Origin of the sequence: Paraburkholderia ginsengisoli NBRC 100965 (assembly GCF_000739735.1) — a bacterium.
GTDB lineage: Bacteria > Pseudomonadota > Gammaproteobacteria > Burkholderiales > Burkholderiaceae > Paraburkholderia > Paraburkholderia ginsengisoli.
Map to the genome: position 1 here is coordinate 61,475 of NZ_BBJF01000009.1, position 23,588 is coordinate 85,062.

The following is a 23,588-nucleotide window of genomic DNA, read 5'->3' on the forward strand; positions in this document are numbered from 1 at the left end:
CGGGCGACTTTCCAGGCTCGTACAGGTGCTACCGATGACCCGTTTCCGCGGATTTCTACATGGCGTCGCACTCGCAATCGGCGGCTTGTGCGCCGGCGTGCCCGCGCTACCCGCTGCCCAAGCGGCCGACGGCAACGGCCATGTCGAAACGCTGGTGTTCGTGCGACACGGAGAGAAACCCGCGCAAGGCTACGGCCAACTCAACTGTCAGGGCCTCAACCGCGCGTTGGCGTTGCCGGCGGTAATCGCCGCCAAGTTCGGTAAACCGGATGCGATCTATGCGCCCGATCCCGGCCAGCAAAAAGACGACAACGGCCATCCTTATTACTACGTCCGTCCGTTGGCGACCATCGAGCCGACCGCCATTCAATTCCAGATGCCGGTGCAAACGCCGTATGGTTTTGCGCAAATCGATCAGCTCGGCACGGCGCTCGTCAATCCCGCTAATCAGAACAAGCTGATCGTAGTGGCGTGGGAACACAAACTCATCGTGAAGCTGTTGCGCCAGATGTTGACCGCACATGGCGGCAATGCCGCCGACGTCCCGAACTGGGCAAGCGGCGACTTCGACAGCATCTATATCGTTCGCCTCGACTGGCAGAACGGCACTGCGCGCGCGAGCTTCAAACGCGACCGTCAGGGACTGGACGGACGCGCGGCCGATTGCCCCTGCGCGGCGCTGCCGGGCACACCGTCGACGGCCGCACCGGGGACCGCTTCCCCGGGCGCGGCAGATTAACCGGGTAATACAGATGTAAGCCGCGATTACGCACGGCGCACGCTAAATTGAATCGGGCGCGACGCCGGTCGTGCTTCAACGTCGCAGGCCGAGCCGGAAGCCCTTATATGGCGGGGTTGCAAGCACATTGCACACATCGCGCGGTTTGTTCCAACATTGCGCTTTTCGTTGCTCAAACCCTGCGACGATGCTTGCAGTCCGTAACATCTCGTCGCAGTCGCAGCCAACCGGAATGCGTACATTGGTCCTGTGCGACAAACATACGTCGCTTCACAGGAGAACAACATGAAACGCATCGTCACTCACTTGCTGGTTGCTGCCGGACTCGCGGCGGGCGTATGCGGTGTCGCGCAGGCGCATACAAATCTGGATATCGGTCTGTCGCTCGGCGCACCGGTTTATACGCAACCCACCCGCGTCTATGCGGCGCCGCAGCCGGTGTACTACGGCGGCTGGAATCATCGTTATGACCGTGGCGACTACTATCGCGGCGACCATCGCTATGACCGCGGCTGGGGTCACGACAACCGCCACTGGGACCACGATAACCGGGGCGATCGCCGCGGCGGATGGCACGATTGATCGTCGCGCACGCAGCGTCTGATTAGCGGCGTCGACGGCTTGTTCGAACCGGCCCGCATCCACGAAGGTGGATGCGGGCCGGTTCCATTTGCGGATCAGGACATCAGTTCGTCGTCGAGCGAGAAGAGTTTGCGCAAATGGTGCGCGACGCCCGCTTCGAAGTTGTTGCCGATGCGCGGCACGTTCGGCAGACGCGTGATCAGATCGGGATTCGCATTGTTCATCATGAACGGATGGCCGGCCGTTTCCAGCAGATCGATATCGTTCATGTTGTCGCCGAACGCCACGCACTGTGACGCCTCGACGCCCAGACGCTCGAGCACGATCTGCAACGCGCGTCCCTTCGACACGTTCGACGTCATCACCTCCAGACAGTCCGGCAGCGAATAGGTCACGTACAGATCGTCGCCGAATTCGCGCGCGAGATTCTGTGCAACGTGCGCGAGATCGGCGGGGTCGCCGATATAGAGCGCCTTCGCAATGTCGACACCGTCGTGTTTCGGCAGGTCGGTGACTTCATACGTGAATCCCGAGTCCTGATGGAATTTCAGCAGATCCGGCGCGTCGCGATCGATCAGCCACGCCTGATCGGCGAACAGGTTGACGATCACGCGGCCATGCGCGCCGGCGATTTCCGGCTGCACGAGGCGCTGGACGATGGCCGGCGGCAGATCGTCGGCATGGATCACGGTATTGTCCGGCGCATGAATGCGCGCGCCGTTCGACGTGATCAGATACGGACTGATGCCCAGCAGGTCGCGGATACCCGCGACGTCGCAGTAATGGCGCCCCGTCGCGATGACGAAGTGCAGTCCGTCGCTTTCCAGCTTGCGCACGGTGGCGACCGTGAACGGGTCCACCTGATGGTCGGCGTTGAGCAGCGTGCCGTCGAGATCGGTGGCGATGACTTTGTACATGGTGTGAGCGGTCGGGGCAGCGGCGAAGTGCGTATTTTACCGTTGCCGGCCGCGCGCGCAGGATCGCGGCCGCCATGTCCGGCGATTTCTCAGCCGGCGAGACGCGCGGCCTCGCGTTGCGCCAGTTGCAGTCCGCCATGTGCGGAGTCCGTCAATGGCGCACGCAGACGCGCCTGATAGACCTGCGGCACGTACTCGCGCAACGGCGCGCCGAGCCCGCCGCACAGCGCAATGGGCAGCGTTCCCGAGGCGTCCAGTGCGGCAATCATCTTCCCCACTTCGATGCCGGCCTCGCCGAGCAGGCGCGCCACGAACGGATGCGCGCGATGTTCGAACGCGAGCGGCGCGAGCCGCGCGTAAGCAGTCTGATTGGCCGCACAGAGCCAGACGACGAGACCGTCGCCGTCTTGGGCGCCCGTGCTGGCAAGCAGCGCTCGCGCGAGGTCGTCGTTGGGCACGCGCCCGTCGAGCGCCTGCTGCGCATGCACGATGAGCCGCAGTCCGAGCCACGCTCCGCTCGCTTCGTCACCCGACGGATAGCCATAGCCGCTGGCGACGCGGAATTCGCCGTCGGCGGCCAGCGACGCGGCCACGCTGCCGGTGCCAAGCGCGACGATCACACCGGGCGCGCCGCCATGCGCACCAAGCAGTGTCGTATAAGCGTCGTGCTCCACCGCGAGTCCGGCGAGCGCCGGTGCTTGCGCATGAAACTGGGCCAGCCAGTCACGATTGTTGAAACCCGCCAATCCGCAACCGAGCACGCAGCGCGACCAGTCCAACGTCTTACCGGCACGCTTGAATGCGCCGCCGCAGCCGGCTTCGATGGCTTGCCATGCGCGCTCGATGCCGAGCCCCAAACCCGACGGCCCGCTTGCCGCCTGTGCCAGTTCGCGCCCCTGCGCGTCGCCGAGCACCACGCGCGTACCGGTGCCGCCACCGTCAATGCCGATCAGAAAGATGTCCTGGTTCATCGAGTCGAATGAATTCCGTGAGTGAATAGCGCATAGCGTGGCAGGTCATTTTCAATCCGGCAATCGGCCGAATGGCTAGCTTGCGGCGCGCGCCGCTTCAGCTATGCTGGCGGGCGACATGACAATGGGAGCGCGACAGTGACACAGCGATGCAACTGGGTATCGAGCGAAGCGCTCGCACACTACCATGACACCGAATGGGGCGTGCCTTCGCGCGACGATCGGCATCTGTTCGAGATGCTCGTACTGGAAGGCGCGCAAGCGGGCCTGTCATGGTCGACGATTCTCAACAAGCGGGCCGGCTATCGCCGTGCGTTCGCCGACTTCGATATCGACAAGGTCGCACGCTTCACACCGAAACACGTAGATGCGCTTGTGACGGACGAAGGCATCGTGCGTCACCGCGGCAAGATCGAAGCGGCGATCAGCAACGCTCGCGCTGTGCAGCAGATCCAGGCCGAGCACGGCTCGCTCGCCAATTTCGTGTGGTCGTTCGTCGACCAGACGCCGATCCAGAACGATTGGGCGTCGTACAAGCAGGCGCCCGCGTCGACGGAAGTATCGGATGCGCTGAGCAAGGGGCTGAAACGCTACGGCTGCAAATTCGTCGGCTCGACGATCTGTTATGCGTTCATGCAAGCGGTCGGCATGGTGAACGACCATGAGACGAACTGCATGTGCCGCGCGCGCTGCGTCGCGCTCGGCAAGAAGGGACGTAATCGAAAGGCCGGTTGAGCAGTTGAATCGGCGATGGTTTGCCGCGCCTAGGCCGCTTGCGTGGTCGCCTAGTGCTGCGGTTCTAACAAACGAAAGCCGCCCAGGGAAACTCCTGAGCACCGCCGCGTCTCGCGTGGCGGAAGCCTGACGGCGCAAGGCCGGAGCGATAGGAACAGCGGTGCGCCATGCCATCGGAGGCTTTTTAATAGACCATCCGGCAGAGCCTGACTACGCTTCCGACGCATCTCGACCGTTATACGGTTATGAGCGGTGATACGCGCTGCGCAATGGCGCGGCAACCGCTTCCAGCCTAGGACACGACGCATCTAAACCGGGAATTGACGGCTTTTCGCCGCGCTAGTCCGGGTATCGTCAGATATCGCGCGCCGGATACTACTGCTCATACGCTCAATAACGAATAACCGCTGCGACACGCGCGGGAGACCAACCATGAAAACGCTTAGCTTCCTGACGCATCAGGAAATTTTCGATCAGGCCGTGGCCCACCTGTTCGACCAGAAGCGCGCCGCGCTGCTGCCGCGTGGCGGCGGGGCATACCGTGGCTATTGCGGCGGTTGCCCGGTCGGCAGTTTTATCAGATCGCGCGACTACATGACCGCAATGGAAGGTATCCCGGTGCGCTATATCGGCAAGACGTCCGTCGAGGTGCCCGCTTACATGGACGTCGGCGTATCCGCGCTGAAGAAGGCGCTGCTGCGTGCGCGTATCAATGTCTACGACCACGCCACCGTCGACCTGCTCAGTTGCCTGCAAAACGTGCACGACGTGTTTGGCACTTGGGAATGGCGCGAGCGGCTGGGATCGATATCCCGGCAATTCGGCCTGTCCGCCGAACGGCTGAAAAGCGCCGCGTAAGGAGCCGCAAGGGCGTCGCCAAAGTGACATCGCGCTTGGCGGATTCGCTGCATGCCCGAGTCACGCACGCCTATTGGCGCCGACGTGCTGCCGCAACTGCCTGCAGCTTCGCGCAGCGAATCCAAAACAACCGCACAAAAGCAAAACGGCGATGTGGCCTCTTGCGAAGCTCACACCGCCGTTCGGCGTACGGAAAAGCGTGCTTAGTGCAGCTTTTTCGGCAGCATCTGGCTGCGCAGGCGCTTGTGCAGGCGCTTCACAGCAGCAGCCTTCTTACGCTTACGTGCCGTGGTCGGCTTTTCGTACGATTGGCGCTCACGCAGTTCAGCGATCAGGCCATTCTTTTCGATTGCGCGACGAAAGCGGCGAATTGCCACTTCGAACGGCTCGTTTTCCTTCAGAAGAATCGTCGTCATGTAATTCCTAACTCAATCACTTGATACGGGTTAATTTGCGTGGCGGGAGACCGCTCACGCGCCGGCCCTCCGGTCGTTTCGATTCATGGCCAGTAACAGGCAAACGCGGGGAAAACCCCGGCCAAACCACGAATGAAACGAGAGGCATAGCGGCCACGGAGGCCGGAAAAGAGAGGTGTGTGGAGTTCACCGCGGAACGCGGACAGACGTATTGCAGAAGCCGCGCCTGTTGCCGTTTCGCCAACCTTTCATCAATGCAAAACACTGACGAAACAGGCAAAGATCTCAATTCACTCCCGATGATATCAGGAAACTCTCCATCGTACCAGGGGTTTAGCGATTGCGCCAGGCCCTTGCGCGCTCAGGCGCTCGCCTCGTCCAGCTCGCGGATATCGTCCCCGGTCAGCATTAGATGGACGGCCGCCGCGAGGGTTTTCAGCTGGTCGACCGAGGTCGCACTGGCAATTGGGGCCGTGACGCTCGGCCGCGCGATCAGCCAAGCCAGCGCGATGGCGGCCGGCGTGCTGCCGTGCCGTTCGGCAACGCGGTCGAGCGCTCCCAGAATCCGCAAGCCGCGCTCGTTCAGATATTTCTCGACCCGACTGCCCCGCGCCTTCCCCGCCAGATCTGCGTGCGAGCGGTACTTGCCGGATAGGAAACCGCTAGCGAGACTGTAGTACACCACCACGCCGAGCTGATTGGCGAGCGCCACCGGCTCGATATCGCGTTCATATTCGGCGCGGTCGTACAGGTTGTACTCCGGTTGCAGCAGTTGGTACTCAGGCAGCCCGTGCTGGCGCGCCACCGCGAGCGCCTCTTCGACGCGCGCGCCGCTGTAGTTCGAAGCACCGATCACCCGCACCTTGCCCGCCTCGATCAGCTTCTGGTAAGCGCCCAGCGTTTCCGCGAGCGACGTTTCGGTGTCGTCGTCGTGGGAGAAATAGACGTCGATGTAATCGGTTTGCAGGCGCCGCAGCGAATCTTCGACCGCCGCCTGGATATTCGCCGCCGACAAGCCCTTGCGCTGCGGATGCTTGGACACCTTGGTGGCGAGCACGATCTTGTCGCGCTTGCCGCTCTGCCGGAACCACTTGCCGAGGATCGTCTCCGACTCGCCGCCCTGGTTGCCGGGCACCCAGGCGGAGTAGACGTCGGCGGTGTCGATGAAATCGAGTCCGGCGTCGACGAATGCATCGAGAATCGAAAACGATGTCGCTTCATCCGCGGTCCAGCCGAATACATTGCCGCCGAACATAAGCGGCGCGACCTGCAATTCGGAACGGCCAATCCTGCGCTTTTGCATGCTTTCTCCACGATCGATAACAGGCGAGCAAAAGAGAATACGCTCACTTTCGATCGGTTGCTGCGCATCGAACGGATCAGCCAGCAAGCGGCTCAGGATTTTTTAATCCCCCTCGCGTTTCACCGCTGGGTTCAGAATTGCGCGACGCGTTGATACCGGTTCGCCTGAGGCGTCATCTGCACGGCCACCCGATATTCCGTGCGCAATTCGCTCTGAGTCACTGCGCCTCGGCGGCGATCCGGGTGTCGATCTCATGAACCGGCCTGAGCACATCGAGCGCGGCGCCTGCCTGTTCTGCGGAGAGCGACATGGGGAGCGGCGAGCGCTCCCTCGCGAACTCCGCCGTCCATTCCGACTAGGCGACAGCCGCTGCCTGCTCGATCGACATGGTGAGTTCCCAGATGCGATCGATATGCGTAACGAATTGCATGCCCCTCTCCCGTTCCGCTCTGCTCTTGTTGCCGGATAGCGCGCCGGCGCTGTTCGCGCCGCCGAAGAGTTGCGTCAGATATTGCGAGTTACTGCTCATCGTCGCCATCAGCGTGTTGAGCGCCGTGAACTGCGCGGTGTACACGCTGGTGAGCTGCGTCTGATAATTCGTCAGCGACGTCTGTTGCGTCGTGAGGTTGGTCAGATCCGCGGCGAGCGCGTCGGTGCACGTCTTGATGACGTCGTTAACGACCGGTCGAGGCCGCTGACAGCCCGCCTCTCCCGATCGCATCGATCCTCGTCTGGCCGCACCGACGCTCATCGGATGGAACACTGAACCCGGCCGACTCGCGTGACCGCCCGCTCAACGCGTCAACGTCACCACCAGATAGGTGGCGTACAGCACGCCGCACAGAAGCAGCGCCCACACCGGCACACCGCGCTCGCGCACATTGACGCGCAGCCACGCGGCAGCGGCCAACGTAATCACGATGCCGGTCACCACTTCGATACGCGGCGTCCACGGCGTCAGCAGAATGCCAATCGCGGGCAGCAGCGTCCCCTGGAAAACCATCGCGCCGGTGATGTTGCCAAACGCGAGCGTGTCCTTGCCGCGGCGGATCCACAGGATGCTGTTGACCTTCTCCGGCAACTCCGTGGCGATCGGAATGATCAGCAGCGACAACAGCAACGGCGACACACCCAGCACCTCCGACACGCCGCGCACACCGTGGATGAACCCTTCCGCGCCCCACACGAGCAACGCGACGGCCGCGATCAGTTGCAGCACGATGGTCGAGAGATTGGTCGGCAAGCCGAGACGCGACAGCAGCATCTTGCCGGGCGCTTCGGTGCCGTGGCCGGCATCGACCAGTTGGTTCGACGCGCGAAACGTCATCACCACATAGGTCACGTACACGCCCACCAGCGCGACGCTGAAGAGCGCGCGCACGATCATCTGCTCACGCGGCACGTACATCGCCGCGGCGGCCAGCACGAATGCGCACAGGAAATAGTTGAGGTCACGCGTGAAGCCGGTGCGTTCGGGCGCGACCCAACCTTTGACTCCGCGCGCGCGAAGAATGGCGAGCGTCATCAGAAACGTGGACAGCGTGGAGAGCATCAGCGGCGCACCGAGGATCGCGCCGACACCGATCTCATGGTTGACGGTGTTATCGCTCGTGCCGCCCGCGATGGCGAGCAACGGCACGAGCGTTTCGGGCAACGCGGTGCCAACCGCCGCGAATAGCGAGCCGGTCACACCTTCGGAGATTTTCAGGCGCTCGCCAAGATGTTCGAGCGCATTAGTAAAGAGTTCGGCCGCCACCAGAATGACGACCAGCATGATCGCGAGTTCGACGAGTAAACCGGTCATGCAAGGCTCCCGGCGCAAGCGTCGAAAGCACGGCTGCTAGCCGGATGATGAGCCGATGCGAAAGCACGCGGGAAACTGGACGGGAAACTACGGTGATTCACAGGGCAACTCCACGGTCGGACGTATATGACGAACCAATGACGCACTGCCGCCCGTCCGACCAGAACGAGGCAGTACGTCAATGGTCTCGCCAAACCGAACCGGTCGAACGCGCCATGACCCGCAGGCCAAGTATGTTGACGCGCTCTCCTTCAGAGGATGAAGGAAGGCTACTCCCCAGTGACCGGGGGATTCTAATGGCATCGGCGGCTTTCAACAAGCTTCTGAAGAGTCAGCCAATAAGCCGTTTCACGTCGAGATCGAGAAACTCTCCTGCCCGGTCTACTGCTCTGGTGGCACCGCACAGAGGGTCTGCGAGCGCGCATCCGGTAGCAACAACACATTTGCGTTACCTCCGCGCCTCTCGAAGCACAACTGCGGCAACGCATCGAATCCACTAGATGACTGAACAAGTTAATTTTGTTCGTGCCCTTCTAAAGTTCTGCCGTCGACGGTCGTTAGCCTAAGCATGGCGGTCGGTATATCGCGATTGATAGTCCGCCGATGTCACGGGCGCCGTGGCGCAACGGGCTTAACCCCTTAGGAGATTTTCCATGCTCGGAATCAATAGCAACATCAATTCGCTGGTTGCACAGCAGAACCTGACCGGCTCGGGTAGCGCACTCTCGCAAGCGATCACGCGTCTGTCGTCGGGCAAGCGCATCAACAGCGCAGCTGACGATGCAGCCGGTCTCGCAATCTCGAACATCATGCAGACCCAGATCAACGGTCTGAATCAAGGTGTGTCGAACTCGAACGACGGCGTGTCGATGGTACAAACGGCGTCGAGCGGCCTGTCGTCGCTGACCAGCAGCCTGCAACGTATCCGCCAGCTCGCAACGCAAGCGACCAACGGCAGCATGACCGATGACGACCGCGCAGCACTGCAGCAGGAAGTCACGCAACAGGTTTCGGAAATCAACCGTATCGCATCGCAAACGACGTACAACGGCATGAACGTGCTGAACGGCACGCTCGGTTCGGTCTCGTTCCAGGTCGGCGCGAACGTCGGTCAGACGATCACCCTGAACCTGTCGCAAAACATGTCGGCTGCAGCAGTCGGCAGCGGCGTGCCGCAAGCCGGCCAGACCCTCGGCACGTTCACGGGCCTGAGCCTGGATTCGGCAGGTGCAGCAGTCTCGAGCGGCGCGCCGGCGACCACGTCGATCAACGTGGTTTCGGACGGCAGCGGCGGCTTCTCGTTCACCGACCAGAACAACATCGCGCTGAGCTCGGCGGCAGTTAGCGCGCTGTTCTCGGGCGGCACGGTCAGCGGCAACAGCATCGCGGGTTCGGGCACGGCGATCACGCTGGGCGACTCGGGCCTGACGGCTCTGGGTGCGGCAGGTGGCTCGGCTACCGACGCAGCGGTGTTGACGCAGATCAAGGCGTACAACTCGCCGACGACCGTTGCAAACGTCGACATCAGCACGCAAAGCGGCGCAAGCATGGCGATGGAATCGATCGACAACGCCCTGAGCGTCCTGAATAACCTGCAAGCAACGCTCGGCGCAGCGCAAAACCGTTTCACGGCAATCGGCACGACGCAGCAAGCTCAGTCGACCGACTTGTCGAGCGCACAATCGTCGATCCAGGACGCCGACTTCGCACAGGAAACCGCTAACCTGAGCAAGGCGCAAGTGCTGCAGCAAGCCGGTATCTCGGTGCTGTCGCAAGCGAACTCGCAACCGCAGCAGATCCTGAAGCTCCTGCAGTAACACGCCTCACGTCGCATGCGTCCCGCCCGCCCCATTCGGCGTGTGGGACACAAAACCATCGGGAGGCCTGCCTCCCGATTACCGCTTTCAGATCTGAATCGATTCACACTAAATCGCCGAAACACGGAGCCCGTCCATGTCCACCGTATCCTCGACCGCAGGTTCGATCGCCAGTACTGTCGCCGCCACCACCGCAGCGAGCAACGCCGCGCTGCAGGCAGCCGCACAGTCGATCATCAGCGGGTCGACCAATTCGTCGATGGACGTGAATTCGCTCGTGACGGCGCTCGTCAACTCCAAGATCGCTGGCCAGGCCGCGACGCTCGCCGCAGAGCAGACGACCGACAACACCCAGATTTCCGCCTACGGCACGCTCTCGGCTGCACTGTCCGCGCTGCAAGCCGGACTGACCACTCTCTCGAACGGGACGGCCGTGAGCGACTTCACGGCGACGATGAGCGGAACCGGCATCACGGCCACGGCGGGCAACGGCGCGGTAGCGGGCTCCTATTCGATCGATGTCGCCCAGGTGGCGACGGCCCAGGTGCTGACGTCGACCGGCTATGACGCGAAGACGGCGCTCGCCTCCGGATCGAGCACGATGACGCTCTCCGTGGGCGGCAAGAGCACAACGATTTCGCTCGACAGCTCCAACAGCACGATCTCCGGCATCGCGGCGGCCATCAATGGCGCGAGCAACAACCCCGGTGTGTCCGCGACGGTCGTCAACGGCGCGGACGGTGCCCACCTCGTGCTGCATTCGACCTCGACCGGCTCCGCGGGCGGGATCAGCGTGCAGATCAGCGATTCGAAGCCGGGCGACGCACTGAACAACCTCGCCGTGTCGAGCAACAACGGTACGACGTTGACCGGCACATCGGGCGCGACCAGCGCGCAGCTTGCGGCCAATCAGTCGACGCTCGACGACGGCTCGGGAAACCCCGTCAAAAGCACGTCCTACTGGACCCAGACGACGGCCGCGCAGGATGCCTATTTCACGATCGACGGCACTGGGGTTACCAGCTCGACGAACACCGTGACCTCCGCAGTGTCCGGCATCACGCTGAACCTCTCGGCCGCTTCGGTCGACTCGACCGGTTCCACGCCGCAAACGCTGACGGTCGCCCAGGACACCACCTCGCAGGCGAACACGATCAACCAGTTCGTCACGCTGTACAACACGCTCGTCACGACGATGGGCGCGTTGACCGCATACAGTTCGACCTCGACATCGCAGGGCGTGCTGCTCGGCGACTCGACGCTGAACATGGTGCAGAACCAGATGGCCTCGATCGTGTCGACGGGCGTTAAAAACGGCAACACGACCACGAGCCTTGCGTCGATCGGCATCACGCTGAAGGCGGACGGCACGCTCGTGGTCGATGACGACACGCTGAACAGCGCGTTGAAGGACAATCAGTCGACGGTGGCGACGCTCTTCAACTCGACCAATGGCGTCGGGGAGCAGTTGAACAGCAACATCACCGACTATCTTTCGGATAGCGGCATCATCAAGACGCGCACTGACGGGCTCAACGCGGACCTGACCAACCTCACGACGCAACAGACGTCGCTGACGAATTATCAGACGCAGCTCACCAGCATGTACACCGCGCAGTTCACGGCGCTCAACACGCTGATGGCGACGATGAACAGTAACTCGCAATATCTGACGCAACTCTTCGGCGGCGCGAACAGCGCCGGCGCGATGTCCGACAACAAGAGCTAAGCGCAGGAGGGAGACATCACATGGAATTCGCGACGCGCATGGATCGCATCTGGGAACTCACCAAGTCCATCGAGCAGGCAGCGGCTGTCGCCGAGTGGGAACGGGCGGCGGAGTTCGCGAGCGAGCGCTCGCCGCTCCTCATGTCGCTCTCCGCAGAACAGGCGGGCGCCGCGCTCGATGTGCTCAGGCAGGTTCACGAGATCGACACCCGGATCGCCGCCGAGGCGCAGTTGGCCCAGAGCGAACTCGGCGCGGAGTACCAGGCGAGCATGCGGGCCACCCGTAACGTCGGCCAGTACCAGCGCATCGCGCAATTCTGAAGCCGAAGTAAAACGATCCCGATTGCGCGCTTCGCGCCGCATTCACCTGTAGAGGCCCGCCTGATGCGGGCCTTTCCTCTTTTTACGCCCGTTCAGCCGCATTGCACGGCATCGCCTACTGATCAAATTGACGGCCATTTTGGCTCCAACTCGGCGTATGGGCGGGATTGCCCGCGCCTCATAATTTCCCTACCGCTTCTTGCCGCGCTCGCACGCCTTCGTCATGACCGCTTCTGCCACTTTGATCGAAAACACCACGTCAGCCTCTGAAGCGCAACGCATCCACGACATCGAACTCGCGATGGAAGCCGGCATTGCACATCATCGCAAGCAGCAATACGGCGAAGCCGCGGCGCTCTATGCGGCCGTTCTCAACGCGGACAACGGTCATGTCGACGCCAATTACCACATGGGCGTGCTGCGGATGCAGACTGGCCTGCCGGCCGAGGCGATACCACATTTCGAAATCGTGCTCGGCCACACGCCGAATTTCGCGCAGCTCTGGGTCTACTATTTCCACGCGCTCGTCGGCAGCGATCAGGTAGAAGCGGCGCGAGTCTCGCTCGATCTCGCGCGCCAATGCGGCGTTCCAGCAGACGCCATCGACACATTGCGAGCCACTCTCAGCGAGCAGAACGGCCTGGCCACGCCCGCCGTCCCGGCAGCCGCCGAAACATCCAGACAGGGCGCGCCCCACACCCCGCCGCCCGCAGCTGAGCTCGACAGGCGCCGCGCCAGTGCAGCGGAGCTACAGGAATACGCAGACCTGTTCAATAGCGGAAAAATCGAGGCGGCACTGGACGTGGCCCGTCATTTGACAACGCAATATCCATCGCACGGCGAATGCTGGCTGGCGCTCACGCACGCCCTGCAGCGCAACGGTCAATTCGCGGAATCCGTCAACGCGGCCGAGCCGGCCGCCCGCCTGCTGCCAGACAACGTGATCGCACAGACGATGCTGGCGGACGCGCTCTTCATCGTGCGCGAGTTTCCGCGCGCGGAAACACACTGCCGTCAGGCGCTCGAGCGGCATCCCGAAAGCGCCGGCCTGCATCGCACACTGGGTGCCACCATGCAGGTGCAGGGCCGCAGCGTCGACGGCATCGCCGAGATCCGGCGCGCCGTGGAGCTCGCGCCGGACGACGCCCTTGAACTCGACGCGCTTGGCAACGCACTGGCGCAGCACGGCGAATACGACGAAGCGGAAGCTGCATTCCGCCGCGCGCTCGACATGGCTCCGACGCAGCCAGCGACGAATAGCAACCTGCTGTTCTGTCTGATGCATAAGTACGATCTGAACGCGGCCAGCGCCTTCGCGGAGTTCCAGCAATTCGCCGCGCGCTACGAAGCCCCGCTGCGCGCGCACTGGCCGCAGCACACCAATGACCGTGATCCGGCAAAGCGCTTGCGGATCGGCTTTGTGTCGGGCGACCTGTTCGATCATCCAGTCGCCTACTTCTTCCTCTCGGTCGTGGAGCAGCTGGCGCGCGACGCCAGCCTCTCGCTGCACGTCTATTCGAACTACGCGGCAAGCGACAGCTTCACCGCGAAAATACGCGCTCATGCGCAAGGATGGCGCGATGTCTTCGGCATGAGCGATGCCGTTATCGCGCAGACGATCCGCAACGACGGCATCGACATCCTCGTCGACCTCTCCGGCCATACGGGCCGCAACCGGCTCGTGGCGTTCGCGCACAAGCCGGCGCCGGTGCAGGTAAGCTGGATCGGCAATCCGTCCACGACGGGTCTGACGGCCATCGACTACTACATGTCGGACCGTTTCGTTACGCCGCTCGAACAGTTCACCGGTCAGTTCTCCGAAAAGCTCGTCTTCCTGCCGGCGCTGGCGCCGTTCAAGCCGCACCCGGACGCGCCGGAGGTAAACGAACTGCCGGCCCTGAAAGATGGCTATCTGACGTTCGGCAGCTTCAGCCGGATCGTCAAGATCGGGCCGCAGGTCGTGGCCCTCTGGTCTCGCGTGCTGCGCGAGGTGCCGGATTCGCGCATGCTGATCGGCGCGATTTCGTCGACGGAGCAAATGAGCAAGATCGCCGGCATGTTCGCGAACGAAGGCATCGACGCGAGCCGCGTCAGCTTCCTGCAGCGCAAGAGCGTGACCCAGTATCTGCAACAGCACAATCTGGTGGATGTGTGCCTCGACGCGTTCCCGTTCGCAGGCTCGACCACAACCATGCACGCCCTCTGGATGGGCGTTCCGACAATGACGCTGCCCGGCTTCTCGATGGCCAGCCGCGGCAGCACGGGCTGGCTCTGTCACCTCGGGCTGGAAGAGGCATTTGTCGCGCGCGATCAGGACGATTTCGTGCGCAAGTGCGCGGCGCTCGCCGCCGACCCCGAGGCGCTCGCTACGGTCCGCAGAACGCTTCGCCAGCACTGCATGCAGTCGCCTATCGTCAGCGCGAGCGCGATCGCCAATGCGGCATCGCGTGCGCTGCGCACGATGTGGCAGCGCTGGTGCGATGGACTGGCGCCCGAGCACTTCGAGGTACCGGCGCAAGCCACCGACGCGAACGCAGCCGGCAACAGCCCCACCGACTTGTCGCATGGCGCGCGCGCCGCGCTGACGGGGGAATTCTTCGATACGCTCACGGCCCTGCTGGACGCAAAGCAGTTCGCCGAGGCCGAAGCCATCGCCCGCCAGTTCACGTCGCTAATGCCGGAAGCGGGCGGCGGCTGGCACAAACTGGCGACGGCACTGCGGGCACAAGGCAAATCTCTCGAAGCACTGGAACCCCTGCAAAAAGCCTATGCGCTCTTGCCAAACGATGCAGGCATCCGTCACGAACTGGCCCAGTTATCGCAATACGTGAGCGACCTCAAGCGCATCGCACCGGTGAACAAGGCTTTGCCAGCAAGCGCGCTGACGGCGCTGCGGCCGCACAGCCAACAGTATCGCCATCCGGCCGGGGCGCTGGTTGCGAACATGCCAGTGCTGATCCCTACTTTCAACAATGCGACATATCTGCGCCGGATGATTGCGCAGCTTAACGCCAGAGGCATGCGTAACATCATCGTCGTGGACAATGCGTCGAGCGCACCGGCCATGCTCGACTACCTCGAGAGCATCCAGGACGCCGTGAGCGTCGTCCGGCTCGACGATAACGTCGGACCGCGTGCGATCACGCAATCGGAAATCATCTACCAGCGCTTGCCGGAGATCTTCTGCATCACCGATCCCGATCTCGAACTGAATCACGAGTTGCCGGACACCTTCCTGTTCGATCTGATCGATGCGACGGAAACGCTGAAGATCGGCAAGGCCGGCTTTGCGCTCGACATCTCGCAACCGGAGTTGATGGACGAGAAGGCGCTGGGCATCGCCCAGTCGGACGGCGTGAATACGTACAACCTGATCGAGTGGGAATCGCGCTTCTGGCAATACCGGATTGGCGCGACCTCCTATGGCGATCCGATCTTTCACGCGCCGATTGACACGACCTTTGCGGTTTACAACAAGCGGTACTTCCGGCGCGACAAGCACCTGGCCGCCGTGCGATTCGGCGGCAGATACACGTGCCGGCATCTGCCCTGGTACAAAGACAACGGGCTCGACGCAGCGGAGGATCAGTTTTATCGCGAGAATCAGGAATGGTCGACGTTTCTGAAGTGACCGCGCAATTAGCTCAAAATCTCAAGAAAACCGGCGCGTTCGCCGCGGGTCTGACGCATCAGGCCCTGCCGCTCACGATCCGTTGATGGAAGCCCTACCTAGATGAGCACGACGTTCAAAATTTATTGCATCAACCTCGACCATCGCACGGATCGATGGCAGGACGCGCAGAAAAATCACCGGGCGAATGGACTGGTTCCCGAAGAGATTTCGCGTTGGAGCGCCATTGTGGATAAGGACTTTGGTGCGCTCGGATGCACGAAATCGCATGTCTCCGCTTTGACGCACTTTCTCACGCGCGAGACCGCCCCTTATTGCGTCATTCTCGAAGATGATTTCGACTTCACTCGCCCCGTCAGTGAATTTGTCGCCTGTTTCAACCGGCTCGCGGAACATCATATCGAATGGGACGTGCTGCTTTTGACCGGCACGGCGGTTCTGGCGTATGAGCCGAACAATAACGCGGGCGCTGCAAGAATATTCGAATCGCAGACAACCGCCGGGTATGTGGTTTCACGCAACTACGTCCCTACGCTGCTCGCCTGTTTCGCAGAAACGATTCCCGCGATGGAAAAGATGCGCCATATCAGGCCCCGTGAGTTCGCAACCATGCGCCTCGCCGTCGATATGGTCTGGAAGAGACTGCAGAGAAATGATCGCTGGTACATCTGCCATCCCGCCATTGGACGTCAGCGCCCGTCTTTCTCCGACATCATGAATCAGCACGTGGATTACGGCGCCGTCACCTACGGCGTGGCCCAGCCATGATTTCGCCCCGCGGTAAGCCTCCGCTTTTCCGCAAAGGGTAGGTATCGGGCGCGATCAATCCCATGTTTTTGCCTTCTGGCTCGTCATATGCAATCCGTCAACTCATTCGATATATTCGACACGTTAATTGCCCGCCGCTGCATAGAACCTAAAAAGATCTTTGCACAGGTTGGTCAGATTATTGCGTGGCCCCATTTTTCCGATGCCCGCGTCAAAGCCGAGCAGGCCCTCGCGGCGGCCGGCCTCGCGTATACGTTCGACGACATTTACGAACGCATGCGCCAGGACCTGTCTCTCGATCAGCAGGAAACGGAGGATCTGAAGACCGTCGAGCTTGCCGTTGAACTGGAAAACGTCATCCCCATTACCGAGAACATTAGAAAGGTACGCAACGGAGATCTGCTGATTTCCGATATGTATCTTCCTGCGTCGGCGATCAGGCTCATGCTCGAGCGCGCGGGCTTGCGCGCGCATGTCGGCCTGATCGTCACGAACAATGGCAAGCACACGGGATCAATCTGGTCGCAGATCGCCCCGAAAGTCAAAATCGTCAAGCACCTCGGGGACAATCAGCATTCCGATGTTCGCTCTCCGATTGCCAACGGCATTTTCGCCGAACATTTCAGTGGCTTCGCTCCCAGCGACTACGAGAAGTTCTTCATTGAAAACGGCCTTGTGACGTTGGCGCAACTCGTCAGAGAACTCAGGCTGCGACATATCGATCCGGGACACGGTGCGGCGAAGAATATCCACAAGGAAATCCAGTTCAACAACAACATTCCGTTTTTGCTGCTTTCCGCCGCGTACACAAACCACCTTGTTCGCAGTAGAAATCTCCGAGGCGCCGCGTTCTGCAGCAGAGATTGCCTGTATCTCCACGATATCTATCGCCAGCTTTTCGAGGACGATTCGCTCTATCTGTACACGAGCCGCCTCTCGCGAATCAAGTGCTCGCCCGACTACGAATCGTATGTCAGGAAGAAGATTACCGGCGACCACGTGGTTGTCGATATGTGTGGAACGGGCTGGTCGCTGGGCGCGCTTTATCAGCGCCTCGGCATTCAACCGACCACGCTGCTTCTCCATTTCGTCTCCGCCAACGGCAAAGCCGTCAGGCCGTATGACGCGATCAGGCAATACACGCCGCCCGACAAACTCGAGTACATCATTGGCGAGACAGAAGTCAACAACGCGCTCATCGAAATGCTGAACTATACCGGCCACGGCATGGTTGAGGATGTAACGCGTTTTTCGGGCGATGACAACTGGTATCCGGTTCAGGAATCTCCCGACTATCCGCGCGAGGTTCGCGAATTTGTCGAGATTATCGAAGAGGCTCACCAGAATTTCCGCGACACGCTGAAAAATCACGACAAGGCCCGCCTGGTCGAAGAAATGCACGCATGTGTGGACAGGATCCCGGCGATCATGTCGAGCCTGTATGCGGACATCGGCAAGAAGGCCGCTCATCTACTCGATATCTGGAAATACCACCGGGCGCAAGACGAACACACGACGTGGAAGCTCAACAAGCAAAAGGCGATCGAGGTTGCGGCGGCATAGTTATCTTCAAGAATTCCGAATGGCTTGACATACGGGCCACGTCGTTCCTTTATTGCCTTTCTGTTATGAACCGCCGGACGGAGCATAAATGCTAAGAGAAATATTCAATGAGCTGGAAAACGGGTGCGACAAGTTCGAACATTATTTCGACTTGTACGAACAGCATTTCCGTAAGTATGTCGGCCGCAGCCCGCGCATCCTCGAAATCGGATGCCAGTTCGGTGGTAGCGCGGAGATGTGGCGCAAGTATTTTGGCGCTGGGACCATGGTCCATGGCGTAGATATCGCTGCGCAGTGCGTGGAGACCGACTATCTGAAACTCTTTGTCGGCGATCAGGGGAGTCACGCGTTTTGGGACGCGCACTTCGGCGACAAGCACAACTACTACGACATCGTCATAGACGACGGCTCACACGATAACCCGCATCAAATCACCAGCCTGTTGCGCACCTATAGTTTGCTCAAGGACGGCGGGACCTACTGGTGCGAAGATACGCATACTTCGTACTACTATAAAGTGCGCGTTTCGGACGGTGGTTACAAAAACCCGCACAGCTTCACTGAGTTTTGCAAAGACGTCGTCGATGTCCTGAGTTCCGAGCATACCCGTCATGCGATCGGCGTTGGCCCGATCGACGGACCGCGCGTGCCCCCCAGTCTCATCGCACAATTTGACAGGCTTCAGGGCATTCACTTCTACGACAGCGTGATTGTCATGAACAAAGGGCCGCGCCTGAAGTTCGAGCGGGTCATTCATCGCGGGCGAAGGTAACGCGCCAAGGGTCTCGACGGCGCAACATTCAATATTCGAATGAGTGCTGTCGACGCCGAAAGGCCGTCCGCGCAAAAGCTGGCGTGCTTGTGGCGCGAAATCGGGCCGGTCGGTGCGAAGGTTGGGCAATGGCGGCGCAGCATTTGCCCAGCGGGCAGGAAACTGAGCAGATCGGAGTTTGAAGTTGGGGCGAGGATTGTCAGCTAAAACCCGAAACCCGTGTGAGACTTGGTGCGCCCGGCTGGGATCGAACCAGCAACCCCTGCCTTCGGAGGGCAGTACTCTATCCATTGAGCTACGGGCGCTTCAACATGACAGCGCGGCAACCGGAACGGATGCGACGCCAATGCGAGACCGCAAGGATACCCGGTTTCAGTCATACCGTCCACCGGGCGGCCTCCATGGCAAGATCCGCCGCCTTCCGGCTGCGCCCGCCCGCTCCGGGTAAACGCCTGCTGAACACCCCTGCGCCACCCTCGCCGCCGCCGAAATCTTGCGTCTATAATCGTCCGTGGCTGATATAGAACAAGAAGTTGCCGTCGCGCTGTACCGCTCACATACCCACGGAGACGAGACAAGCATGAGCGAAGCACCCCACGGAGCCCCGATCAAAACCCCCGCGCAACTCGTCGCCGCGATCATCGCCGGGTTTGCTGTGCCGATCGTCATCATCGTGCTGCTGGCGGTCTACGTCGATAATTCGACACGCACCGGCGCCGGCACCGACTCTCTCTCCGACGCCGAAGTCACCGCCCGCATCAAACCGCTAGCCCAAGTCGAAATTCGCGACGCCAATGCGCCGCGCGTCTTCAAGAGCGGCGAAGAAGTCTACAAGGCCGTTTGCTCCGCGTGTCACGCGTCGGGTACGGCAGGCGCGCCGAAATTCACGAATACCGCCGACTGGGCGCCGCGCATCGCGCAGGGCTTCGACACGCTTTGGCACACGGCACTTTCCGGCAAAGGCGCGATGCCCCCGCGCGGCGGCACCAGCCCGGACGACTACAGCGACTTCGAAATCGCCCGCGCGGTGGCCTACATGGCGAACAACTCTGGCGCGAGCTTCCCCGAACCGGCTCAGCCGGCCGCGGGTGCTGCGGCGGCCTCCGGCGCGGCGGCTGCCGCGGCTCCGGCAGGCGCTTCGGACGCGGGCGCGGCCCAAGCCGCAGCGGCGATGGCAGCCATGGCCAGCGTGCCGCAAGCCGCCGCGCCGGCAGCGGGCGCGGCCCAGAGCGCAGACGCATCGCAAGCCGGCAAGGCGCTGTATCAGCAGGTCTGCCAGGCATGTCACGCGGCCGGCGTGCTGAACGCCCCGAAGTTCGGCGACAAGGAAGCTTGGGCGCCGCGTCTGAAAGAGCCGATGGACACCGTCTACAACTACGCGCTGCATGGCAAGGGCGCAATGCCGCCGAAGGGCGGCTCGACGGCGTCGGATGCCGACGTGAAGGCGGCGGTCGACTACATGGTCAGCGCGGTGAAGTAACGCATCGAGCGACCGCTTGCGGCGTCGGCCGCGGAACGGAAAATCCCTGCATGCAGTCACGCGATGCAGGGATTTTTTATGTCCGATGCGCGTTATGCGTCAGGCTCGATGGCGCGGGCCCGGTGCGCGCGCGGGACGGCTGAACGCATCGGCAAAGGCCAATGCGGGCGTACGCCGAGCGAGCGCGGTGAAATTCGCGTGCAACGCAGCGGGCGCGAGCCACGGATAGTCCAGGCCCTCCTGCAATGCGTCGAGCAATGCGCCGTCCAGATCGGGCACCACGTCCATGCGAGCGATATGAATGTCGAAATCGGTGACGGCCGGCGTTTCGTCGAAGGTCCATCGATACACGCCGTGGCCGATGCGCAATGCGCCGGTCGCCGTGTCGCGCATCACCACCAGCCAGGGCAGCGCGTCGATCACGCCGCCTTGCACGTCAAGCGAGTCACACACGTAGTAAGTCCGGCATCGCGTGTATTGCGCGCCGAAGTCGGTGACGAGCGTTTTCGCAATCGCATCGCTGCCGACGGTGCGAGCCGGAAAAGCGATCGCCGAGGTCGCGAGTGAGACGGTAAGCACCGCGTCCGGCGCGAACGCTTCGGCGATGCGCCGGGCGCGCGTGTTGTCTTTCGCGTCGATATAAGTGTCGAGTGCGCGGCGATATGCGGCGAGTGGCGGCAAGGTCATGCGGGCGGTCTCCCATTTACGGCCGCCGACTTCCGGTCGACGAGCCGCGCCACTCTAGCTCAAGCCTTCGGAAAAACCGCCGAAGCACAGGTCACGCGCAGGGTCTTGCGAACGGACGAACGCAATGGAACACAGCGAGACGGCGCGCAACAGAAAACGCGCACCGCGTCCGCGTGATCGCCTCAAGGCTTCTGCAACAACGCCTTCAAACTCGCCAACCGATCCTTCGGCGACATTGGCGCTTCTTCCGGCGTCGGCGGCGGTGCATCGTCGAGCAGCATTTCGGGGATAAAGCGCGACGGCTCGCACACCACGGTCTCCCGCGCGCGCTTGCGCTTCTTGCACCAGTTCAGATGCAAACTGCGCTGTGCCCGCGTGATCGCGACGTACATCAGCCGTCGTTCTTCCTCGATGCGCGCGTCGTCGATCGGTTCGTCGTCGGGGCCGCCGCGATGCGGCATGATGCCTTCCTCGACGCCCACCAGAAACACGTGCGGATACTCCAGCCCCTTCGACGCATGCACGGTCGAGAGCCGCACCGCATCCGGATCTTCCTCGCGGCCTTCGAGCATCGACATCAGCGCGACGGTCTGGATCAGGCCGAGCAGGTTCTTGCCGGTGTCGCCGAAACCGTCGGCGGTATCGTAGCCGGTCGCTTCGCTATTCGCGCCACCCTCGGGTTCGGCCTTGGTGCCCTTGCGTTTCAACCACTCCATGAACTCCAGCACGTTCTGCCATTTGGCCTGCGCCTGACGTTCATCGAACGCATCGTACAAGTACGCCTCGTAGTGGATCGCGTCCATCAACTCGTCGAGCAGCGTGCCGGCCGCGTCCTTCTCCGCGCGATCGGTGAGGCGTTGCATGAAGTCGCAGAACACGCGCATCGGTTCGATCTGACGCGGCGACAGGCGCGCTTCGATGCCGCCCATGTACACGGCCTCGAACAGCGACACCTTCGCCTGGCCCGCGAACGAACCGAGCGCTTCGAGCGTCGTATTACCGACGCCGCGACGCGGCGTGGTGATCGCGCGGATGAACGCGGGGTCGTCGTTCGCGTTGGCGATCAACCGCAGATACGCGCAGATGTCCTTGATCTCGGCTTTGTCGAAAAACGACTGGCCGCCGGACAGCACGTATGGAATCCGCTCGCGGCGCAACACCTGCTCGAAGATGCGCGCCTGGAAGTTGCCGCGATACAGGATCGCGTAGTCGCGGAAATTCGCGCGCCGTTCGAACTTGTGCGCGGACAGGCGGAACACCACCGACTCGGCCTCGTGCTCTTCGTCGTTGCAGCCGGTGACGGTAATCGTGTCACCCATCCCGTGTTCGGACCACAACTTCTTTTCGAACAGCTTCGGGTTGTTCGCGATCACGTTGTTCGCGGCCGTCAGAATGCGCACCGTCGACCGGTAATTCTGTTCGAGCTTGATCAGGTGCAGCTTCGGAAAATCCTTGCTGAGCTGGCCGAGATTTTCGAGTGTCGCGCCGCGCCAGCCGTAAATCGCCTGGTCATCGTCGCCGACCGCCGTGAACGCGGCACGCTTGCCGGCGAGCAGCTTCACGAGTTCGTACTGGCATGCGTTGGTGTCCTGGTACTCGTCGATCAGCAGATAACGCAGCTTGTTCTGCCAACGGTCGCGCACCTGCTCGTTCTTCGCGAAGAGTTCGGCGGGCAGGCGGATCAGGTCGTCGAAATCGACCGCCTGATAGGCGTGCAGCGTCGCCACATAGTTGCGGTAGACGATCGCGGCCTGATGCTCGTCCTCGTTCGCGGCGATCGCGATCGCCTCTTCGGGCATGATCAGACCGTTCTTCCACAGTGAGATGATCGACTGGATCTTGCGGATGAAGCCCTTGTCCGTCGAGCCGACCTGCTCCTGGATCATGCCGAAACAGTCGTCCGAATCCATGATCGAAAACTGCGGCTTCAGGCCGACGTGTTCCGCTTCCTGCCGCAGAATCTGCACGCCGAGCGAATGGAACGTGCAGACCGTCAACTGATTGACGGGCACCTTGCGGCCTTCCTTGCCGGGCGTGGTCAGCGTCTTGCCTTCGAGCAGCTTGCCGACGCGCTCGCGCATTTCTGCCGCGGCCTTGTTCGTGAACGTGACGGCGGCGATGTGGCGCGGCTCGAAGCCTTTGGCTTCGATCAGGTGCGCGATTTTCTGCGTGATCACGCGCGTCTTGCCGCTGCCTGCACCGGCGAGCACGAGACACGGACCGTCGAGATAACGGACCGCTTCATTTTGAGCGGGGTTCAGGCCTGCGGACATCGTCTGTGGATGGGTGATGCGGTTAGAAGCGGCGGTTAGAAGCGGCGATCGAGGGCGCGTCGGCGCGAATTCGCCGGCTGAAGGCCCGGGGGCATGCTGCGCGGCGGCGTCGGCGGGAACGGGCGCCTTGCGGGGTGCGAGGACGTTCCGGTCGGCGCCCGATTCGCGCGAGAGGAGCGATGTTAACACGGATGCTTACCGCCGATGCCTCGACGAACGCCCG

General features: G+C 61.9%; 19 protein-coding genes, 1 tRNA gene, 1 pseudogene and 1 riboswitch. Of the genes and pseudogenes, 12 read left to right on the forward strand and 9 right to left on the reverse strand.

Annotated features, from left to right (window positions below):
• Nucleotides 1-34: 34 nt before the first annotated feature.
• Both BGI01S_RS17010 and BGI01S_RS17015 read left to right on the forward strand, forming a co-directional pair.
• On the forward strand, nt 35-739 hold the full coding sequence (locus BGI01S_RS17010) for a hypothetical protein (protein WP_042327142.1): 705 nt from the start codon (nt 35-37) through the stop codon (nt 737-739).
• Nucleotides 740-1,024: 285 nt separating this feature from the next.
• The gene (locus BGI01S_RS17015; protein WP_042327143.1) at nt 1,025-1,321 is read left to right on the forward strand and encodes a PXPV repeat protein; all 297 of its coding nucleotides are present in this window, start codon (nt 1,025-1,027) and stop codon (nt 1,319-1,321) included.
• 95 nt (nt 1,322-1,416) lie between these two features.
• On the opposite strand, the gene BGI01S_RS17020 is transcribed toward BGI01S_RS17015, so the two are convergent.
• Both BGI01S_RS17020 and BGI01S_RS17025 read right to left on the reverse strand, forming a co-directional pair.
• Nucleotides 1,417-2,238 (reverse strand): Cof-type HAD-IIB family hydrolase, encoded by an 822-nt coding sequence (locus BGI01S_RS17020; protein ID WP_042327144.1) that lies wholly within the window; start codon nt 2,236-2,238, stop codon nt 1,417-1,419.
• An 89-nt stretch (nt 2,239-2,327) separates the two neighbouring features.
• Nucleotides 2,328-3,209 carry a glucosamine kinase nucleotide-binding domain-containing protein gene (locus BGI01S_RS17025; RefSeq protein WP_042327145.1) on the reverse strand — a complete coding sequence of 294 codons (882 nt, stop codon included), beginning with the start codon at nt 3,207-3,209 and terminating at the stop codon, nt 2,328-2,330.
• Nucleotides 3,210-3,347: 138 nt separating this feature from the next.
• Between BGI01S_RS17025 and BGI01S_RS17030 the strand changes: the two genes are divergently transcribed.
• Both BGI01S_RS17030 and BGI01S_RS17035 read left to right on the forward strand, forming a co-directional pair.
• On the forward strand, nt 3,348-3,944 hold the full coding sequence (locus tag BGI01S_RS17030) for a DNA-3-methyladenine glycosylase I (protein ID WP_042327146.1): 597 nt from the start codon (nt 3,348-3,350) through the stop codon (nt 3,942-3,944).
• Between the two features lie 432 nt (nt 3,945-4,376).
• Nucleotides 4,377-4,802 (forward strand): hypothetical protein, encoded by a 426-nt coding sequence (locus BGI01S_RS17035; protein WP_042327147.1) that lies wholly within the window; start codon nt 4,377-4,379, stop codon nt 4,800-4,802.
• 203 nt (nt 4,803-5,005) lie between these two features.
• On the opposite strand, the gene rpsU is transcribed toward BGI01S_RS17035, so the two are convergent.
• The 4 genes and pseudogenes from rpsU to BGI01S_RS17055 all read right to left on the reverse strand — a co-directional run bounded on the left by rpsU (nt 5,006) and on the right by BGI01S_RS17055 (nt 8,325).
• Nucleotides 5,006-5,218 (reverse strand): 30S ribosomal protein S21, encoded by a 213-nt coding sequence (gene rpsU / locus BGI01S_RS17040; protein ID WP_006050883.1) that lies wholly within the window; start codon nt 5,216-5,218, stop codon nt 5,006-5,008.
• A 361-nt stretch (nt 5,219-5,579) separates the two neighbouring features.
• Nucleotides 5,580-6,521, reverse strand: coding sequence for an aldo/keto reductase (locus BGI01S_RS17045; protein WP_042327364.1), 942 nt, complete (start codon nt 6,519-6,521; stop codon nt 5,580-5,582).
• Between the two features lie 454 nt (nt 6,522-6,975).
• A pseudogene (locus BGI01S_RS29645) lies at nt 6,976-7,179 on the reverse strand (flagellar filament capping protein FliD); the annotation flags it as partial.
• Nucleotides 7,180-7,314: 135 nt separating this feature from the next.
• On the reverse strand, nt 7,315-8,325 hold the full coding sequence (locus BGI01S_RS17055) for a sodium:calcium antiporter (RefSeq protein ID WP_042327149.1): 1,011 nt from the start codon (nt 8,323-8,325) through the stop codon (nt 7,315-7,317).
• Between the two features lie 114 nt (nt 8,326-8,439).
• Nucleotides 8,440-8,615: riboswitch (yybP-ykoY riboswitch) on the reverse strand.
• A gap of 363 nt (nt 8,616-8,978) precedes the next feature.
• Here BGI01S_RS17055 and BGI01S_RS17060 point away from each other — a divergent pair.
• The 7 genes from BGI01S_RS17060 (at nt 8,979) to BGI01S_RS17090 (ending at nt 18,925) form a co-directional block, all read left to right on the forward strand.
• Nucleotides 8,979-10,142 (forward strand): flagellin, encoded by a 1,164-nt coding sequence (locus tag BGI01S_RS17060; RefSeq protein WP_042327150.1) that lies wholly within the window; start codon nt 8,979-8,981, stop codon nt 10,140-10,142.
• A gap of 136 nt (nt 10,143-10,278) precedes the next feature.
• Complete coding sequence (fliD, locus tag BGI01S_RS17065; RefSeq protein WP_042327151.1) at nt 10,279-11,871, forward strand: flagellar filament capping protein FliD; 1,593 nt, start codon at nt 10,279-10,281, stop codon at nt 11,869-11,871.
• A 20-nt stretch (nt 11,872-11,891) separates the two neighbouring features.
• Nucleotides 11,892-12,191: a flagellar protein FliT gene (fliT, locus tag BGI01S_RS17070; RefSeq protein ID WP_042327152.1), complete on the forward strand. Its 300-nt coding sequence runs from the start codon at nt 11,892-11,894 to the stop codon at nt 12,189-12,191.
• 223 nt (nt 12,192-12,414) lie between these two features.
• Nucleotides 12,415-15,822 carry an O-linked N-acetylglucosamine transferase family protein gene (locus tag BGI01S_RS17075; protein ID WP_167335658.1) on the forward strand — a complete coding sequence of 1,136 codons (3,408 nt, stop codon included), beginning with the start codon at nt 12,415-12,417 and terminating at the stop codon, nt 15,820-15,822.
• 102 nt (nt 15,823-15,924) lie between these two features.
• Nucleotides 15,925-16,590 (forward strand): glycosyltransferase family 25 protein, encoded by a 666-nt coding sequence (locus tag BGI01S_RS17080; protein ID WP_042327153.1) that lies wholly within the window; start codon nt 15,925-15,927, stop codon nt 16,588-16,590.
• A gap of 87 nt (nt 16,591-16,677) precedes the next feature.
• Entirely contained in the window at nt 16,678-18,153 is a 1,476-nt protein-coding gene (locus BGI01S_RS17085) for a hypothetical protein (RefSeq protein ID WP_042327154.1), read from the forward strand.
• A gap of 88 nt (nt 18,154-18,241) precedes the next feature.
• Nucleotides 18,242-18,925, forward strand: coding sequence for a class I SAM-dependent methyltransferase (locus BGI01S_RS17090; RefSeq protein WP_052400493.1), 684 nt, complete (start codon nt 18,242-18,244; stop codon nt 18,923-18,925).
• A gap of 229 nt (nt 18,926-19,154) precedes the next feature.
• Here the strand turns inward: BGI01S_RS17090 and BGI01S_RS17095 are convergent.
• Nucleotides 19,155-19,230 (reverse strand) — tRNA-Arg (locus BGI01S_RS17095).
• Nucleotides 19,231-19,505: 275 nt separating this feature from the next.
• On the opposite strand from BGI01S_RS17095, the gene BGI01S_RS17100 reads away from it, so the two are divergent.
• Nucleotides 19,506-20,405, forward strand: coding sequence for a c-type cytochrome (locus BGI01S_RS17100; RefSeq protein ID WP_042327155.1), 900 nt, complete (start codon nt 19,506-19,508; stop codon nt 20,403-20,405).
• Between the two features lie 99 nt (nt 20,406-20,504).
• Here the strand turns inward: BGI01S_RS17100 and BGI01S_RS17105 are convergent, their stop codons facing one another.
• Nucleotides 20,505-21,092, reverse strand: a complete 588-nt coding sequence (locus BGI01S_RS17105; RefSeq protein ID WP_042327156.1) for a hypothetical protein — start codon at nt 21,090-21,092, stop codon at nt 20,505-20,507.
• Between the two features lie 182 nt (nt 21,093-21,274).
• Entirely contained in the window at nt 21,275-23,365 is a 2,091-nt protein-coding gene (locus BGI01S_RS17110) for a UvrD-helicase domain-containing protein (RefSeq protein ID WP_042327157.1), read from the reverse strand.
• Between the last annotated feature and the right edge of the window lie 223 nt (nt 23,366-23,588).